Raw genomic sequence first — 18487 nt, 5'->3', positions numbered from 1 at the left:
CGAGAACGAGGAAGACCATGAGGGGAATCGACGTGACCGAGGCGGAGCGGATCCTGTGCGGTGTCCTGGCGGACCTGTTCGGGATCCCGGAGGTCGGACCGCAGGACGGCTTCGTCCCGCTCGGCGGTGACAGCATCATCGCCGTGCAGGTGGTCGGCGCGGCCCGCCGGGCCGGCCTGCGCATCACGGTCCGCGACGTGCTGACCCTGCCGGACGTGGCGGCCCTGGCGGCCGTCGCCCGGCCGCTGGCCCCGGCCGCCCGGCCGGCCGCCGACGACGGGGTCGGGCCGGTCCGGCCGACGCCGGTGATGCACTGGCTCGACGGGCGCGGCGGGCCCGCCGACCGCTACCACCAGTACCTGGTGGTGCGGACCCCGGCCGGGCTGGGCGAGCAGGGCGCGGCCGAGGTGCTCCAGGCGGTCCTGGACCGGCACGACATGCTGCGCGTGGTCCGGGACGGCTCCGGCTGGCGGACCCGCCCGGCCGGGTCGGTGCGCGCCGCGGAGTGCCTGCGCCGGGTGGCGACGGAGGGCCGCGAGGCCACCGTCGAGGAGGTCGGGCGGGAGGTGCACGCGGCACGCGACCGGCTCTCGGTGGGCGGCGGGGTGATCGTGCAGGCCGTCTGGTTCGACGCCGGGGCCGACCTGCCCGGGGCGCTGGCCCTGGTCGTCAACCACGTGGTCGTGGACGGGATCTCCTGGCGGGTGCTGACCGGCGACCTCGCCCGGGCCTGGGAGGCGGTCGCCGCCGGACGGGCCCCCGCCGGCGCCCTCGACCCGGTGGCCACCTCGTTCCGCCGCTGGTCCGAGCTGCTCGCCGCGGAGGCGGCCGCGGAGCGGACCGCGGCCGAAGCCCCGTACTGGAGCGGTGTGGTGCGGCCGGGTGCGGGCATCGCGGGCCGCCGCCCGCTGGACCCGGCCCGCGACCACGAGGACCGCGCCGGGCACCTCGCGCTGAGCCTGCCCGCGGCGACGGCCGGGCCGCTGCTGACCTCGGTGGCCGACCGGCTGGGCGCCGACGCCAACGAGGTGCTGCTGACCGGGCTCTCCCTGGCCCTGGCCCGGTGGCGGCCCTGCGGCCCGGAGGTCCTGGTGGAGCTGGAGGGCCACGGCCGCGAGGACATCGGCGCCGAGGCCGACCTCTCCCGTACGGTCGGCTGGTTCACCACCCTCTTCCCCACCCGCTTCGTCCTGAACGGCCTGGACGGGGCGGACGCCGAGGACGGCGGCCCCACCGCCGGTGAGGCACTGCGGCGGGTCCGGGAGCAGCTGCGGGCGATCCCGCGCAAGGGCATCGGGTACGGCCTGCTCCGCCATCTCGACCCGGTCGTCGGCGAGGAGCTCGCCGCGGCGGAGCCCGCGGGCCTCGGTTTCAACTACCTGGGCCGGCTGGGCGGTCCGGGCGGCGGCGACTGGCAGCTGCTGCCCGCCCACGGGGCCCGGCTCGACGCCCCCGGCCCGGGCATGCCGATGGCGCACGCCGTCGAGGTGAACGCGTTCGTCCTGGAGTCGGCGGACGGGCCCGTCCTGCACGCCGACTGGGCCTGGGCCGACGGCGTCCACGACGAGGCGGAGGTCCGGGCGCTGGCCGAGGGCTGGTTCCGGATGCTCGGCGCCCTCGTCGTCCACGCCGGCCGCACCACCCCAACGGTCCCGTCCGTCCAGCCCCCCGTCCCGTCCACCGTTCCGCCCGCCTCCGGCCTGACCCTCGACGCGATCGGCCAGGACGAGCTGGACGAGCTCGCGGCCTCCCTCGACCTCCTCTGACCCCGACCGGACCGCACCCCCGCCCCGCCGCCGCCCTCCCGCGGTCTCCCAGAAAGCGATCACCACATGAACACCAGCCGGCCGGCCATCGAGGACGTCCTGCCCCTCTCCCCGCTGCAGGAGGGCATGCTCTTCCACTCCGGGTACGACGAGGACTCCAAGCACCTCTACATCGCCCAGTTCACCGTCGACCTGGACGGGACGCTCGACGCGGGGCGGCTGCGCCGTGCCGCCGGAGAGCTGCTGCGCCGTCACGCCAACCTGCGGGTGGTCCTCACCCACCGCAAGAACGGCGACCCCGTCCAGGTGGTCCGCCGGGACATGGAGCCGGCCTGGCAGGAGCACGACCTCGGCGCCCTGCCCGCCGGTGCGGCCGAGGAGCGGGCCGCGGAGCTGACGGAGGAGGACTGGGCGCAGGGCGTCGACAGCCGCCGCCCGCCGCTGCTGCGGTTCACGCTGCTGCGGCTCGCGGACGACCGCCACCGGCTGCTGGTGACCGCCCACCACATCCTGCTGGACGGCTGGTCGTTCGGGCTGCTCTTCCGCGAGCTGTTCACCCTGTACGCGGGCGGCGAGCCGGAGCCGGTGCGGCCCTACCGGGAGTACCTGGCGCACCTCACGCGCTGCGACCGGCCCGCCGCCGAGGAGGCCTGGCGCACCGCCCTGGCCGGTCTCGGCGAGCCCTGCCGGATCGCGGACGGCGCCGGCCGGGTCCTGCCCGGCGCCACCCCCGAGGACGTGGTGGTGCGGCTGGACGAGGAGCGCACGGCGGCGCTCACCGCGCGGGCCCGGGAGTGCGGGCTGCTGCTGACCAGCGTGGTCCAGGGCGCCTGGGCGGTGCTCATGGCCCGCGCCACCGGGCAGGACGACGTCGTCTTCGGCCTCACGGTCAGCGGCCGCCCCGCCGAACTGCCGGGTGCGGAGCGGATGATCGGCATGCTGATCAACACCGTGCCCGTGCGGGCCCGGATCGACGCGGCCGCACCGCTGCGCCGGGTCTGCGCGGAGCTCCAGCGCGAGCGGGCGGAGCTGGTGGACCACGACCACCTGGGGCTGACGGAGATCCAGAAGCTGGCCGGCTCCCCGTCCGCCCTCTTCGACACGAACCTGGTCTTCGAGAACTTCCCGATGAGCGACTACGCGCTCGACCTGCCCGGCTTCGGCCTCCAGGCGCGGATCCGGTTCCGGGACACCACGCACTTCCCGCTGACCCTGGTCGTCGAGCCGGGCGCGGTGCTCGGGCTGCGGCTGAGCCACCACCCCGGGCTCGTCGCCACCGAGCGGGTGCGGGAGCTGGGCCAGCGGCTGGTGCGGCTGCTGGAGCGGTGGACGGCCGACCCGGACGCGCCGGTGGAGGTCCTGGACGCGCTGACCGCGGCCGAGCGCCGCCGGGTCCTGGCCGAGTGGAACGACACCGCCGCCGCCCTCCCGGAGACGACGCTGACCGCGCTGCTCGCGGAGCAGGCTGCCCGTACCCCGGACGCCACCGCCGTCGTCTTCGAGGGGGAGTCCCTGACCTACCGGGCGCTGGACGAGCGGGCGGGCCGCCTCGCGGACGTGCTCGCGGCCCGCGGCATCGGCCCGGAGAGCCTGGTCGCGGTCGCCGTGCCGCGCTCCCTCGAGCTGATGGTCGCCCTGTGCGGGGTGCTGAAGGCGGGCGCCGCCTACCTGCCCGTCGACCCCGGCCAGCCCGCGGAGCGCAACCTCGGGATCATGGCCGACGCCGCGCCGGCGCTGGTGCTGAGCACCGGCTGGGAGGCGCCGGGGACGCCGGTGCTGCGGCTGGACGCCCCGCTCCCCGCGGCGGGTCCCGCACCGCGGCCGGCGGTCCTGCCCGACCACCCGGCGTACGCGATCTTCACCTCCGGCTCCACCGGCCGCCCCAAGGGCGCGCTGGTCCCGCACCGGGCCATCGTCAACCGGCTGGAGTGGATGCAGCGCGAGTACGGCCTGGGCGCCGGGGACCGGGTGCTGCAGAAGACGCCGAGCGGCTTCGACGTCTCGGTGTGGGAGTTCTTCTGGCCGCTGCTGACCGGGGCGACGCTCGTGGTCGCGAGGCCCGGCGGCCACCAGGACCCCGCCTACCTGGCCGACCTGATCGCCCGGGAGTCCGTCACCACGGCGCACTTCGTGCCGTCCATGCTCGACGTGTTCCTGCGCGAGCCCGCCGCGGCGGGCGCCCGCTCGCTGCGCCGGGTGATCGCCAGCGGCGAGGCGCTGCCCCCGCACACCCAGGACGCCTTCTTCCGGGTCCTGCCCGGCGCGGAACTGCACAACCTGTACGGACCGACCGAGGCCGCGGTCGACGTCACGCTCTGGCCCTGCCGGGCCGGGGACGCCACCGTCCCGATCGGCCGGCCCGCCGCCAACACCCGTACGTACGTCCTGGACGGCCGGCTCGCCCCGGTGGCGCCCGGGACCGCGGGCGAGCTGTACCTGGCCGGCGTGCAGCTGGCCCGCGGCTACCTCGGCCGGCCCGCCCTGACCGCCGACCGGTTCGTGGCCTGCCCCTTCGAGCCGGGGGCCCGCATGTACCGCACGGGCGACCTGGTGCGCTGGCGGGCCGACGGCGTCCTGGAGTACCTGGGCCGCACCGACGACCAGGTCAAGATCCGCGGCTTCCGCATCGAACTCGGCGAGGTCCAGAACGCCGCCGCCGGCTGTGCGGGCGTCGCCCACGCGGCGGTCGTCGTCCGCGAGGACCGCCCGGGCGACCCCCGGCTCGTGGCGTACGTGGTGCCCCGCCCGGGCGCCGCGCCGACCCCCGCCGGGGTGCGCGCCGAGCTGGCCGCCCTACTGCCCGAGCACATGCTCCCGGCCGTGGTCGTCCTGGACGAGCTGCCGGTGACGCCGAACGGCAAGCTCGACCGGCGGGCCCTGCCCGCCCCCGCCCTGCGCACCGGCGGCCGCGGCGGCCGCACCGAGCGGGAGCGGATCCTGACGGGCCTGTTCGCGTCGGTGCTGGGCCTGCCCGAGGTGGGCGCCGACGACGACTTCTTCGAGCTGGGCGGGCATTCCCTGCTGGCGATGCGGCTGGTGGCGCAGGTGCGGGGGGCGTTCGGCGCGGAGCTGGGCATCCGCGAGGTGTTCACCGCCCGCACTCCGGCCGCGCTCGCCGCGCTGGTCGACGGCGCGGGCCGGGCCCGTCCCGCGCTGCGGCCGCAGGCGCGCCCGGAGCAGCTGCCGCTCTCCCCGGCGCAGCGCCGGCTGTGGTTCCTGGACCGGCTCGAGGGGCCGAACCCGGCCTACCACAGCGCGGTCGCGGTCCGTCTCGGCGGTCCGCTCGACGTGGAGGCGCTGCGCGGGGCGCTGGCCGACCTGGCCGAGCGGCACGAAATCCTGCGCACCGTCCACCCGGAGGCCGACGGCGAGCCCCGCCAGGTCGTCCTGCCCCCGGCCCCGCCGGCCCTGGAGCTCCTCGACGCGGCCGGCGCCGACACGGTGGCCGGGCTCGTCGCCGAGGTCGCGGGCCGCCCCTTCGACCTGGCGGCCCAGGTGCCGCTGCGGGCCGCGCTGCTGGCCCACGGACCGCAGGAGCACACGCTGGTGCTGGCCCTGCACCACATCGCCACCGACGGAGAGTCCTGGGGGCCGCTGCTGGACGACCTGGCGCACGCCTACGCCGTCCGTACGGGCGGGGCCCCGGGCCCGCGCGCCCCGCTCGCCGTGCAGTACGCGGACTACACCCTTTGGCAGCGCGCCCTGCTGGCCGACGCCGCCGAGGAGCAGCTGGCCCACTGGCGCACCGCGCTGGCGGGGCTGCCCGAGGAGCCCGCGCTGCCCACCGACCGGCCCCGGCCGGCCGTGGCCGACCCGGCGGGCGCCGCCCTCGCGTTCGGCCTGGACGCGGCGCTGACCGCGGAGCTTCAGGCGCTGGCCCGGGCGCACGGGTGCACCGTCTTCATGGTGCTCCAGGCGGCTCTGGCCGTGGTGCTGTCCCGGCTCGGCGCGGGCACCGACGTGCCGATCGGGACGGTCGTCGCGGGCCGGAGCGACGAGGCCCTGGACGAGCTGGTCGGCTTCTTCGTCAACACCCTGGTCCTGCGCACCGACCTCTCCGGCGATCCGACCTTCGCCGAACTCCTGGAGCGGGTCCGGGACACCGACCTGGCCGCCTTCGCCCACCAGGACGTCCCCTTCGAACAGGTCGTCGAGGCGGTCAACCCGCGCCGCTCCCTCTCCCACCACCCGTTGTTCCAGGTGGCGCTGACGATGCGCCGGGCCACCGCCGCGGCCGCGCTGGAACTGCCCGGGCTGACCGCGGTGACCGAGGAGGTCGACGTACCGCAGGCCGAGTTCGAGCTGGCGCTGCAGTTCACCGACGGGGCCTTCGCGGGCGAGGGACTGCGCGCGGTCGCCAAGTACCGCACGGGCCTGTTCGACGAGGCCACCGTGCGCGCCCTCGTGGAGCGGCTGCGGGCCGTCCTGCGGGCCGCGGTGCGCGCGCCGCGCGGCCGGGTCTCGGCGCTGGACGTGCTGCTGGGGCAGGAGCGCGAGCAGCTGCTCGGCGCCTGGCTGCCGCAGGGGCCGCGGCAGGCCGCGGCGGGCGCCGTGCACCTGGAGTTCGCCCGCCGGGCCGCCCTGCACCCGGACGCCGTGGCCCTCGTCTGGGGGCCGGACGAGATCACGTACGGGGAGCTGGACCGGCGCGCGGACCGGCTGGCCGGGCGCCTGGCCGGGTACGGGGTCGGCGCCGAGACCCCGGTCGGCGTGCTGATGGCCCGCTCCCCCGAGGTCGTCGTCGCGATGCTGGCCGTCCTGAAGGCGGGCGGGGCGTACGTGCCGCTGCACACCGGGCACCCGGCCGCGCGCATGCAGAAGATCCTGGCCGACGCGGGCTGCCCCGTCCTGCTGGTGGACGAGGCCTTCGCCCCGCTCGGCCTGGAGTGCGCCCGTACGGTCCTGGTCACCGCGGCGGACACCGCCGCAGCGGACGCGCGGGACGGGGAGTTCGCGGCGGCGCCGTGCCCGCCCGGGCAGCTCGCGTACCTGATGCACACCTCGGGCTCGACCGGCGAGCCCAAGGGCGTCGCCGTCACCCACCGGGACGTCCTGGACCTCGTCGCCGACCGGGGCTGGCACACCCGCGGCGCCGAGCGCGTCCTGTTCCACGCACCGCACGCCTTCGACATCGCCGACTACGAGCTGTGGGTGGCGCTGCTGTCGGGCTGGCAGGTCGTCGTCGCCCCCGAGGGCGAGCCGACGGTCGCCGGGCTGGGCGCACTGATCCGCGGGGCCGGCATCACCGCCGTGCACCTGACGGCCGGCCTGTTCCGCGTGGTCGCCGAGGAGGACCCCGGCCTGCTGGCCGGCGTCCGCGAGGTGCTGACCGGCGGCGACGTCGTCAGCCCCGCCGCCGTCCGCGCCGTGCTGGCCGCCTGCCCGGACACCGTGGTCCGCCACCTGTACGGGCCCACCGAGGCGACCCTGTGCGCGACCTCCCACCTGATCACCGGCGCCGCGGACGCCGACGGCCCGGTGCCGATCGGCCGCCCCCTGGACGGCACCCGTGCGTACGTGCTGGACGAGCGGATGCGGCTGGTGCCGCCGGGCACCCCGGGCGAGCTGTACCTCGCCGGCGCCGGAGTGGCGCGCGGCTACCACCGGCGGCCCACGGCCACCGCGGAGCGGTTCGTCGCCGACCCGTTCGGCGCTCCAGGGACGCGCATGTACCGCACCGGCGACCTCGCCCGGTGGCGGGCCGACGGGCTGCTGGAGTTCCTCGGCCGGGCCGACGAGCAGGTGAAGGTCCGCGGCTTCCGCGTGGAGCCCGGCGAGGTCGAGGCCGCGCTGGCCGCCTGCCCGGGCGTCCGCCAGGCCGTGGTCGCCGTACGGGCCGCCGCGGACGGCGAGAAGCGGCTGGCCGGGTACGTGGTCGGGGAGGTCTCCGGGCCCTCGGTGCGGCGCCGACTGGAGCGGCTGCTGCCGGAGTACATGCTGCCCTCGTACGTCCTGGTCCTGGACGCGCTGCCGCTGACCCCCAACGGCAAGGTGGACTACCGGGCCCTGCCCGAGCCCGCGCTGCCCGCCTCCGGCGGACGTGCCCCCCGTACGCCCCGGGAGGAGATCGTGGCGGGGCTCTTCGCCGAGGTGCTCGGCCTGGACGCGGTCGCCGCCGACGCGGGCTTCTTCGACCTGGGCGGCCACTCGCTGCTGGCCACCCGGCTGGTCAGCCGGATCCGCACCGCCCTCGGGGTCGAGCTGTCACTGCGCGACGTCTTCCGCGCGCAGACCGTGGCCGCCCTCGCGGAGCTGGCCGGGAGCGCCGACCGGGCGCGGCCGCCGCTGCGCCGTGCGGAGCCGGGGCAGGGCGCGCCGCTGTCCTCGGCGCAGCACCGGCTGTGGTTCGCGCACCAGGCGGAGGGCCCGTCCGGCCACCACAACGTGCCCTTCGCCTACCGGCTGACGGGTCCGCTGGACGCTGCGGCGCTGCGTGCGGCGCTCGGCGACGTGGTGGCCCGGCACGAGGTGCTGCGGACCGTCTTCGACGAGTGCGGGGGCGAGCCGGTGATCCGGCTGCTGGAGGGTGCGGCGGCCGAGGTGCCGCTGGAGGTCCTCGCCGTCCCCGGGGCCGACGCCGCCGCCGTCGCGGACGCGGTACGGGAGGTGACGGGCCACTGCTTCGACATCTCGGCCGAACTGCCGCTGCGGGCCCGGCTGCTGGAGCTGGGGCGCCAGGAGTGGGTGCTGGTGCTGGTGGTGCACCACATCGCCACCGACGGCTGGTCGTGGGGGCCGCTCCTGGCCGACCTGGCCACCGCGTACGACGCCCGCCTCGCGGGCGGGGAGCCCGTCTTCGAGCCGCTGCCCGTGCAGTACCGGGACCACACCGTCTGGCAGCGGTCCGTGCTCGGCGCGGAGGGCGACCCGGAGGCGCTGATCACCCGTCAGCTCGGCTTCTGGGCCAAGGAGCTGGCCGGCGCCCCGGCCGAGCTGGCCCTGCCCTACGACCGGCCGCGCCCGGAGGTGGCGAGCTTCGCGGGCGGCTCCGTCCCCCTGGAGCTGGACGCGGAGCTGCACGCACGGCTGCTGGACCTGGCCCGCCAGCACGGCTGCACCCTCTTCATGGTCCTCCAGGCCGGCCTGTCCGTCCTGCTGTCCCGCCTCGGCGCCGGCACCGACATCCCGATCGGCACCGTCGTCGCGGGCCGCACGGACGAGGCGCTGGACGACCTCGTCGGCTTCTTCGTCAACACCCTGGTCCTGCGCACCGACGTCTCCGGCGACCCGGCCTTCACGGACCTGCTCGCCCGGGTCCGGGAGGGCGACCTCGCCGCCTACGCCCACCAGGACGTGCCCTTCGAACGGGTCGTGCTGGAGGTGAACCCGGAGCGGTCCCTCGCCCGGCACCCGCTCTTCCAGGTGCTGCTCCAGGTGCAGAACGAGCCGCCCGCCCTGCCCCGCCTGACGGGCCTCACGGCGCAGCCGCACCCCGTCGAGTGGGCGGTGTCCAAGTTCGACCTCGGCGTGGACCTCGGGGAGCAGCGGGCCCCCGACGGCACCCCCCTGGGCCTGGCCGGGGAACTCACGTACGCCACCGAGCTGTTCGACCGTACGAGCGCCGAGCGGCTGGCGGCGGACCTGGCCCTGGTGCTGCGCTCCCTCGCGGCCGCCCCGGAGCGGCCGGTCGGCTCGGTCGACGGCCCGGCCCCGCGCACGGCCGCGGCCGTCCCCGCCGCGCCGGGGACGGCCGCGGACCCGGGCGGCAGCACCGAGGACCGCGTCCGGGCCCTGTACGCCGAGGTCCTGGGCCGGGACGAGGTGGGCCCGGACGACAACTTCTTCGCCCTGGGCGGCCACTCCATGCTCGTCACCCGGCTGATCAGCAGGATCCGGGCCGAACTCGGCCGGGAGCTGAAGATCCGCCAGCTCTTCCAGCACCCGACCCCGGCCCGCACCGCCGCCCTGCTCACCGACGCGCCGAAGGCCCGTCCCACGCTCCGCCGCGCCGCCGATGCCTGAGCCGACCGCCGCCCCCGCCCCCGCTCCCGTCCCCGCCCCCCGCACCACCCCGCACGCCCCTGGAGGTCCTGTGTTCCCCGTTTCGTTCGCCCAGCGGCGGCTGTGGTTCCTCAACCAGCTCGGCGAGACCGGCGCCGCGTACAACTGCCCGCTCACCACCCGGCTGCGCGGCCCGCTGGACCCGCGGGCCCTGGCCGCGGCCCTCGGCGATCTGACCGGGCGGCACGAGGTGCTGCGGACGGTCTTCCCCGAGGTGGACGGCGAGCCCGTGCAGCAGGTCACCGACCGGGCGCCGGAGCTGCCCGTCATCCGCCTCGGCGAGGCGGAGCTCGCCGGCGCGCTGGCCGCCGAGGCCGGGCACGTCTTCGACCTCACCGCCGAACTCCCGCTGCGGGCCCGCCTCTTCCAGCTGGGCGAGGAGGAGTGGGTGCTGGCCCTGGTGATCCACCACATCGCCACCGACGGCTGGTCCTGGGGGCCGCTCCTGGGCGACCTGGCCGCCGCCTACGCCGCCCGGTGCGCGGGCGGGGCGCCCGCCTTCGAGCCGCTGCCGGTGCAGTACCGGGACTACACGCTGTGGCAGCGCGAGCTGCTCGGCGCGGAGGACGACCCGGAGAGCGTGCTCGGCGAACAACTCGCCTTCTGGACGCGGGAGCTGGCAGGGATCCCGGCCGAACTGGCCCTTCCCGCCGACCGGCCGCGCCCCTCGGTGGCAAGCTTCGCGGGCGGCTCCGTCCCCGTCGAGCTGGACGCCGAGCTGCACGCACGGCTGCTCGACCTGGCCCGGCAGCACGGCTGCACCCTCTTCATGGTCCTCCAGGCCGGCCTGTCCGTGCTCCTGTCCCGCCTCGGCGCCGGCACCGACATCCCCATCGGCACCGTCGTCGCCGGCCGCACGGACGAAGCCCTCGACGACCTCGTCGGCTTCTTCGTCAACACCCTCGTCCTGCGCACCGACCTCTCCGGCGACCCGGCCTTCACCGAGCTCCTGGAGCGGGTGCGGGAGGGCGACCTCGCCGCCTTCGAGCACCAGGACGTGCCCTTCGAGCAGGTCGTCGAGGCGGTCAACCCCGAGCGGTCCCTCGCCCGCCACCCCCTCTTCCAGGTGATGATGACCCTGGACAGCGGCGAGGGCCCCGCCTTCGCCCTGCCCGGCCTGGAGTGCGCGGAGCAGCCCGCCGCCTGGGACGTCGCCAAGTTCGACCTCACCGTCGACTTCCAGGAGCGCTGGGGCTCCGGCGGCGCCCCCGCCGGCATCGGCGGCGCCCTGGAGTACGCGACGGACCTGTTCGACCGGGCCACCGCCGAGGACCTCGGGGCCGCCCTCGGCCGGGTGCTGGAGCGCCTCGCAGCCGACCCCGCCGCCCCGGTGGGGCAGGCCGACCCGCTCTCCGCCGAGCAGCGCGCGCTGGTCCTGTCCGGCTGGAACGACACGGCCGCGCCGGTGCCCGCGGGGACCCTGCCCGAGCTGTTCGAGGAGCGTGCCGCCCGCACCCCCGGCGCGACCGCCCTGGTCTTCCGGGACACCGCGCTGACCTTCGCCGAACTCGACGCCCGCGCCGACGCGCTGGCGCACCGGCTCGCCGGGCACGGGGTCGGCCCGGAGCACCTGGTGGCCCTGGCCCTGCCCCGGTCCGCCGAGTCCGTCGTGGCGCTGCTCGCCGTGCTCAAGGCGGGCGCCGCCTTCGTCCCCGTCGACACGGACTACCCGGCCGAGCGGATCGCCCGGCTGCTGTCCACCACGACCACCGTCGTCACCGACGCCGCGACCGCCCCGGGGCTCCCGGACACCGGCGCCCTCCGCGTCCTCGTGGACGCGCCGGGCGCGGTGCCGGCGGGCTGCGGTCCCGTCCCGGGCCGCCGGATCCTGCCCGGCAGCGCCGCGTACGTGATCCACACCTCGGGGTCGACGGGCGAGCCCAAGGGCGTGGTCATCGACCACGCGGGGCTGCGCAACCTGTACGCCTTCCACCGGGCCGGGGTCATCGCCCGCGCCGAGGAGCTGCACGGCGGGCGCCGGATGCGCATGGCGCTGACGGCGGCGCTGTCCTTCGACACCTCGTGGGAGGGGCTGCTGTGGATGGTGGCCGGCCACGAGCTCCACCTCGTCGACGACGACACCCGCCGCGACGCGGCCGCGCTGGTCCGGCACATCGCCGCGGCCGGCATCGACGCCCTCGACGTCACCCCGACCTACGCCGAGCAGCTCGTCGAGGAGGGCCTGCTGGACGATCCCGCGCACCGGCCCAAGGTGCTGCTGCTCGGCGGCGAGGCGGCGGGCGCCGCCCTGTGGACGCGGGTCCGGGCCGCCGAAGGGATGCTCTGCCACAACCTGTACGGGCCCACCGAGTGCAGCGTCGACACCCTGTGGTGGGACGCCGCCCTCAGCGAGGCGCCGCTCGTGGGCCGCCCGCTCGCCAACACACGGGCGTACGTACTGGACGCCGGGCTGCGGCCCGTCGCCCCGGGCGTCCCGGGCGAGCTGTACCTGGCCGGACCGAGCCTGGCCCGCGGCTACCTGAACCGGCCCTCGCTCACCGCGGGCCGCTTCGTGGCCTGCCCGTTCGAGGACGGCGCCCGGATGTACCGCACGGGCGACCTCGTCCGCTGGGACCGCGAGGGCCGCATCGAGTACCTCGGCCGCGCCGACGACCAGGTCAAGATCCGCGGCTTCCGCATCGAACCCGGCGAGATCGAGGCGGTCTTGCGGACCTGCCCGGAGGTGGCGCAGGCGGCGGTGCTCGCCCGGGACGGCGGGCCCGCCGGGAAGCGCCTGGTGGCGTACGTGGTGGCGGCCGCGGGCCGCAGCGCCGAGCCGGGCGCGCTGCGCGGGCGGCTCGCCGCACAGCTGCCGGACCACATGGTGCCCTCGGCCTTCGTGGTCCTGGAGGCCTTCCCGATGAACCGCAACGGCAAGCTGGACCGGGCGGCTCTGCCCGCACCGGACTTCGGCGCGCTGGCCTCCTCCCGCGCCCCGCGCGGGCCCCGCGAGGAGCTCCTGGCGGAGCTGTTCGCGCAGGTGCTGGGGCTGCCGTCGGTGGGCGCCGAGGACAGCTTCTTCGAGCTGGGCGGCCATTCGCTGCTCGCGACCCGGCTGCTCTCGCGGATCCGGGCCGTACTCGGCGGCGACCTGGGCATCCGCCAGCTGTTCCAGCACCCGACGGTGGCCGGGCTGGCCGCCTGCCTGGCGCAGGGCTCCGCCCCCGGGGCGGCCCCCCGTCCGGCCCTGACCGCAGCCGCGGAACGGCCCGATGCCCCGCCGCTGTCGGCCGCCCAGCGCCGGCTGTGGTTCCTGAGCCGGGCGGGCCAGTCCGCGGGCTACCACTGCCCGTTCGCGCTGCGGCTGCGCGGCCCGCTGGACACCGCGGCGCTGGCCGCCGCCCTGGGGGACGTCACCGACCGGCACGAGGCCCTGCGCACGGTGTTCCCGGAGGCGGCGGGCGAGCCGTACCAGCGGGTGCTGCCCGCGGGGGGCGGCGTGCCCCTGGAGCTGGTGGAGTGCGGTCCGGAGGGGACCGCCGGGGCGCTCGACGCCCTGCTGGCCCGCCCGTTCGACCTGGCCGGGCGGCCCCCCGTACGGGCGGCGCTGCTCGCGGCCGGGCCGCAGGAGTGGGTGCTGGGTCTGGTGGTGCACCACATCGCGCTCGACGGGTGGTCCTGGGGGCCGCTGTTCCGGGACCTGTCCGAGGCGTACGCCGCCCGGTGCGCGGGCGCCGCGCCCCGTTTCGAACCGCTGCCGGTGCAGTACGCCGACTACACGCTCTGGCAGCGGGAGCTGCTCGGCGCGCAGGACGACCCCGCGAGCCCGCTCTCCCGCCAACTCGCCTTCTGGACCGGCGCACTGGCCGGCGCCCCCGCCGAGCTGGCCCTGCCCCACGACCGGCCGCGCCCGGCGGTGCCGGACTTCGCGGGCGGCTCCGTCCCCGTCGACCTCGACGCCGAACTGCACGCCCGTCTGGTGGAGCTGGCCCGCGAGCAAGGCTGCACCCTCTTCATGGTGGTGCAGGCGGCGCTGGCCGTGACCCTGTCCCGGCTGGGCGCGGGGACCGACGTACCGATCGGGACGCCCGTCGCGGGCCGCAGCGACGAGGCCCTGGACGACCTCGTCGGCTTCTTCGTCAACACCCTCGTCCTGCGCACCGACGTCTCGGGCGATCCGACCTTCGCCGAACTCCTGGGCCGGGTCCGGGAGACCGACCTCGCCGCGTACGAGCACCAGGACGTGCCCTTCGAGCGGGTCGTGGAGGCGGTCAACCCCGAGCGGTCCCTCGCCCGCCACCCCCTCTTCCAGGTGCTGCTCCAGGTGCAGGACGGCGAGGACGGGACGCTCGCGCTGCCCGGCCTCGACGTCCGCCCCGAGCCGTTCCGCTTCGACGTCGCCCAGTTCGACCTGACGCTGGACGTCCAGGAGCACCGGGACGCCGAGGGCCGCCCCGCCGGGATCTCCGGCTTCCTGGAGTACGCGGCCGAGCTGTTCGACCACGCCACCGCCGAGGAGCTCGCCGCGACCCTGGTCCGGATGGTCCGGCTGCTCGCGGCGGCGCCGGAGCTGCCGGTCGGCGCCGCCGACCCGCTCACCCCCGAGCTGCGCCGGCGGGTGCTGACCGAGTGGAACGACACCGCGCTGCCGGTGCCGGACCCCACCGTGCCCGAGCTGTTCGCCGCGCAGGCCGCTCGCACCCCCGACGCGACCGCGCTGGTGCACGGCGCCGAGCGGGTCGGCTTCGCCGCCCTCGACGCCTGGTCCGACCGGCTCGCCCGGCGCCTCGTCCGGGACGGGGCGGGTCCGGAGCGGGTGGTGGCCATCGCCCTGCCGCGCTCCCCGGCGGCGGTGGCCGCGATCCTGGCCGTCCTCAAGGCCGGTGCGGCGTTCGTCCTGGTGGACACCGGCTACCCGGCCGAGCGGATCGTGCACATGCTGGCCGACTCCGCCCCGGCGCTGCTGGTCACGGACTCCGCGACCGCCCCGCTGCTGCCGCTGGCGGAGCCGGCGCGGGTCCCGCTCGTCCTCACCGACGAGGCGGACGAGGAGGGTGCCGTCGACGCCGCTGCGCCGGCTCGGCCCCGGCCGGGCGACGCCGCGTACGTCGTGTACACCTCGGGCTCCACGGGCCGGCCCAAGGGCGTCGTCGTCGACCACGCGGCGCTGCGCAACCTGTACGCCCACCACCGCGCCCACACCATGGCGGAGGCGGAACGGACGGCTGCCGGACGGCAGTTGCGGGTGGCGCTGGTGGCCTCCCTGTCCTTCGACGCCTCCTGGGACGCCCTGATGTGGATGGTGGCCGGGCACGAACTCCACCTGATCGGCGACGCCGTGCGCCGCGACTCCGCCGCCTTCGCCCGGTACGCCGCCGACGCCGCCCTCGACGTCGTCGACACCACCCCGACGCACGCCGAGCAGCTGATCGAGGAGGGCCTGCTCGACGCCCCGCCGCGGCTGCTGCTGATCGGCGGGGAGGCCGCGGGCGAGGGGCTGTGGAGCCGGCTGCGCGCCGCGGAGGGGATGCTCGCCTACAACCTGTACGGACCCACCGAGTGCACGGTCGACGCCCTGTGGTGGGACACCGCGCGCAGCGGGCGCCCGCTCGTCGGCACTCCGGTCGCCAACACCCGCGCCTACGTGCTCGACGCGGCGCTGCGCCCGGTGGCCCCGGGGGTGCCCGGCGAGCTGTACCTGGCGGGTGCCGGGCTGGCGCGGGGCTACCTGCGGCGCCCGGGGACGACGGCCGAGCGGTTCGTGGCCTGCCCGTTCGAGGACGGCGCCCGCATGTACCGCACGGGCGACCTCGTCCGCCGGGACCGCGAGGGCCGCGTCGAATACCTCGGCCGCGCCGACGACCAGGTCAAGATCCGCGGCTTCCGCGTCGAACCCGGCGAGATCGAGGCCGCGCTCGCGGCGGCGCCCGGGGTGGACCGGGCCGCGGTGACCGTGCGGGAGGACGGCCCCGGCGGGGCGAAGCGGCTGGTCGGCTACGTGGTCCCGGCCCCCGGCGGCGCGGGCTCGGCAGTGGACGCAGCAGCTTTGCGCGCCCATCTGGCGGGGACGCTCCCGGCGCACATGATGCCGTCGGCGTTCGTCGTGCTCGACGCCTTCCCGCGGACCCCGAACGACAAGCTCGACCGGGCCGCGCTGCCCGCGCCGGAGCCCGGCGCGCCCGGGGACGGCCGGGTCCGCCGGGCGCCGCGCGGCCGGCGGGAGGAGGTCCTGGCGGGCCTGTTCGCCGAGGTGCTGGGGCTGCCGTCGGTGGGCGCCGAGGACAGCTTCTTCGACCTGGGCGGCCACTCCCTTCTCGCGGCCCGGCTGATGGCCCGGGTGCGCGAGGCGCTGGGCGAGGAGCTCGGCGTCCAGGACCTGTTCGCCGCGCCCACGGTCGCCGGGCTCGCCGCCCGCTCCGGCGGCGCACTCCCCGGCGGCGACGCGGACCCGCTGGCTCCGCTGGTCACCCTGCGCACGGGGGCGCCCGACGCCCCGGCCCTGTTCTGCGTCCACCCGGGCGCGGGCACCGGCTGGGTGTACCGGGGCCTGCTGGAGCACCTGGACGCCCGACGCCCCGTACACGCCCTGCAGTCGCGGGCGCTGAGCGAGCCGGGGGCGCGGCCCGGGAGCGTCGCGGAGATGGCCGCGGAGTACGCGGCGCGGATCCGCGCGGTCCAGCCGCACGGCCCGTACCACCTCCTGGGCTGGTCCTTCGGGGCGGTGGTCGCGCACGCGGTGGCCGTGACGCTCCAGCAGGACGGCGAGGAGGTGGCCGGGCTCACCCTGCTCGACGGGTATCCGGCGGCCCCCGGCGAAACGGCGGCCCCGTCCGCGGACCCTCTCCGGGACCTGCTGGAATCACTCGGCTACCCGCCGCGCGAGGAGCACGACGCGGACCCGCTGACCCTCGCCGGGCTGGTGACGGCGGCTGCCACCGACGACGGCCCGCTGTCGGTCTTCGACGGGGAGACCGTCGCCGCCCTGGGCGGGGCCTACGTCCACCACGACCGGCTGGCCGCCGCCCACCGTCCGGGGGTGTTCCGGGGCGGGGTGACCCTGGCCGCCGCCGCCCACGAGCCCGACGCACCCGGGCCGCAGGTGTGGGAGCCGTACGTCACGGGCCCGGTCACCCACCACCACATCCCCTGCACCCACGGCGAGATGATGGCGCCCAAGCCCGCCGCCGAGATCGCCGCGCTGCTGGGCGAGGGCACGGTGGGCCGGTGAGCCCCGGTCGCGGCGCGCTGCGCCGCCGGGACTTCCGGCTGCTGTGGGCCGGGGAGTCCGTCAGCCAGTTCGGGAGCGCGGCCACCCGCGTGCTGCTGCCGCTGATCGCCGTGGACACCCTGGACGCGGGGCCCTTCACCATGGGCGTGCTGGGCGCCGCGGCCTGGGTGCCGTGGCTGCTGTTCGGGCTGCCCGTGGGCGCCTGGACCGACCGGATGCGCCGCCGGCCGGTGATGATCGTGTGCAACGCGGTGTCGGCACTGCTGATGCTGTCACTGACCGCAACGGTGGCGCTGAACCTCCTGACGACAACGCAACTCATCCTGGTCGCGGCCCTGTCAGGCACAGCCGACGTGTTCTTCCGGGCCGCCTACAGCGCGTACCTGCCGACCGTGCTGCCGCACGAGGAGCTCGCCGACGGCAACGCCCGGCTCCAGACCAGCGAATCGGTCGCCGAGGTCGTCGCACCGGGCGTGGGCGGGACACTGGCCCAGGCCGGCAGCGCGGCGGCCGGCTTCCTCACCGACGGCCTGAGCTTCCTGCTCTCGGCGGCCCTGCTCCTGCGCATCCGCACCCCGGAGGCCCCACCAGGCGGCGAGGAGCGGACGGCGACGGAACGCTCGTTGACGGCGGAAATCCGCGAGGGGGTGGCCTTCCTCACCCAGGACCCGTTCCTGCGCACGATCCTCCTCTGCGACGCGGCGATGAACCTCTTCCTGGGCGGCGCGCAGTCCCTGTCGATCCTGTTCCTGAGCCGGACGGTGGGCGCGCCGGGCGGCCTGATCGGCGTCCTGATCGCGCTGGCCGCGCTGGGCGGGGTCCTGGGTGCAGTCCTCTCCCCACACCTGGCCCGCCGCTTCGGCACGGCCCGGGCGGTCCTGCTGTGCGCGTTCTGCGGCGGCCCGTTCGGCCTGCTGATCCCGCTCACCACGGACGGGGTGGGCCTGCTGGCCTTCCTGATCGGGGAATTCAGCCTGATGGCCGCAGTGGTAGCCGGCAACGTCATCATCGTGAGCTTCCGCCAGGCCTACTGCCCCCCGGACATGCTGGGTCGGGTCAGCTCCACCATCCGCTTCGTGATGTACGGCACGATCCCGGTGGGCAGCCTCCTCGGCGGCGCCCTGGGCACCCTCCTGTCCGAACGCAACGCCCTATGGCTCCTCTACGCCGCCAACGCCCTCTCCGCCCTCCTCCTCCTGACAGGCCCCCTCCACACCACCCAAAACCTCCCCACACCCCCGCTCCCGACCGAAAAGGAGGACGAGGTCACCCCGTGAGACCCGGGCACCCGGCAGGCGCGGCGGCCCGCGGACGTCGTCAACGGCTACTGCTACGCCGACCAGTTGCGGGTCCTCACCGATGTCCGCAGGCAGGTGCCGCCGGTCGATCCGGCGGGGGCGGCCGATCCCGCCCCGGTGACTCGAACGGTGCGCCTGCCGGCCTGGCGGGTGCCGGCCGGGCAGCCATTCCTGGACCCCCTCTTCCCCTGACCACTCCCACCCGGAACGGAGGCCGTCGGGCCCCGCAACCGGCTGGGTCTGAGTGTTCCGCT

General features: G+C 76.7%; 4 protein-coding genes. All 4 read left to right on the top strand.

Annotated features, from left to right (window positions below; translation table 11 throughout):
• The first annotated feature begins 17 nt into the window (after positions 1–17).
• The 4 genes from AB0953_RS23820 (at position 18) to AB0953_RS23805 (ending at position 18212) form a co-directional block, all read left to right on the top strand.
• Positions 18–1766, top strand: a complete 1749-nt coding sequence (locus AB0953_RS23820) for a condensation domain-containing protein (RefSeq protein WP_366861560.1) — start codon at positions 18–20, stop codon at positions 1764–1766.
• Positions 1767–1832: 66 nt separating this feature from the next.
• Positions 1833–9728, top strand: coding sequence for an amino acid adenylation domain-containing protein (locus tag AB0953_RS23815; protein WP_366861559.1), 7896 nt, complete (start codon positions 1833–1835; stop codon positions 9726–9728).
• Positions 9729–9798: 70 nt separating this feature from the next.
• Positions 9799–16935: an amino acid adenylation domain-containing protein gene (locus tag AB0953_RS23810; protein ID WP_366861558.1), complete on the top strand. Its 7137-nt coding sequence runs from the start codon at positions 9799–9801 to the stop codon at positions 16933–16935.
• The gene (locus AB0953_RS23805; protein ID WP_366861557.1) at positions 16932–18212 is read left to right on the top strand and encodes an MFS transporter; all 1281 of its coding nucleotides are present in this window, start codon (positions 16932–16934) and stop codon (positions 18210–18212) included. Before AB0953_RS23810 ends, AB0953_RS23805 begins: the two co-directional genes overlap by 4 nt.
• Positions 18213–18487: the final 275 nt, after the last annotated feature.

The sequence above is a fragment of the Streptomyces sp. NPDC046866 genome, from assembly GCF_040704625.1.
Lineage (GTDB): Bacteria > Actinomycetota > Actinomycetes > Streptomycetales > Streptomycetaceae > Streptomyces.
This window is presented reverse-complemented; position numbering and strand designations above follow the sequence as displayed.

What these genes read in the sequence shown, in the direction of transcription:
- AB0953_RS23820 (WP_366861560.1), top strand. Translation starts at nt 18, where the DNA reads ATGAGGGGAATCGACGTGACCGAGGCGGAGCGGATCCTGTGCGGTGTC.
- AB0953_RS23815 (WP_366861559.1), top strand. Translation starts at nt 1,833, where the DNA reads ATGAACACCAGCCGGCCGGCCATCGAGGACGTCCTGCCCCTCTCCCCG.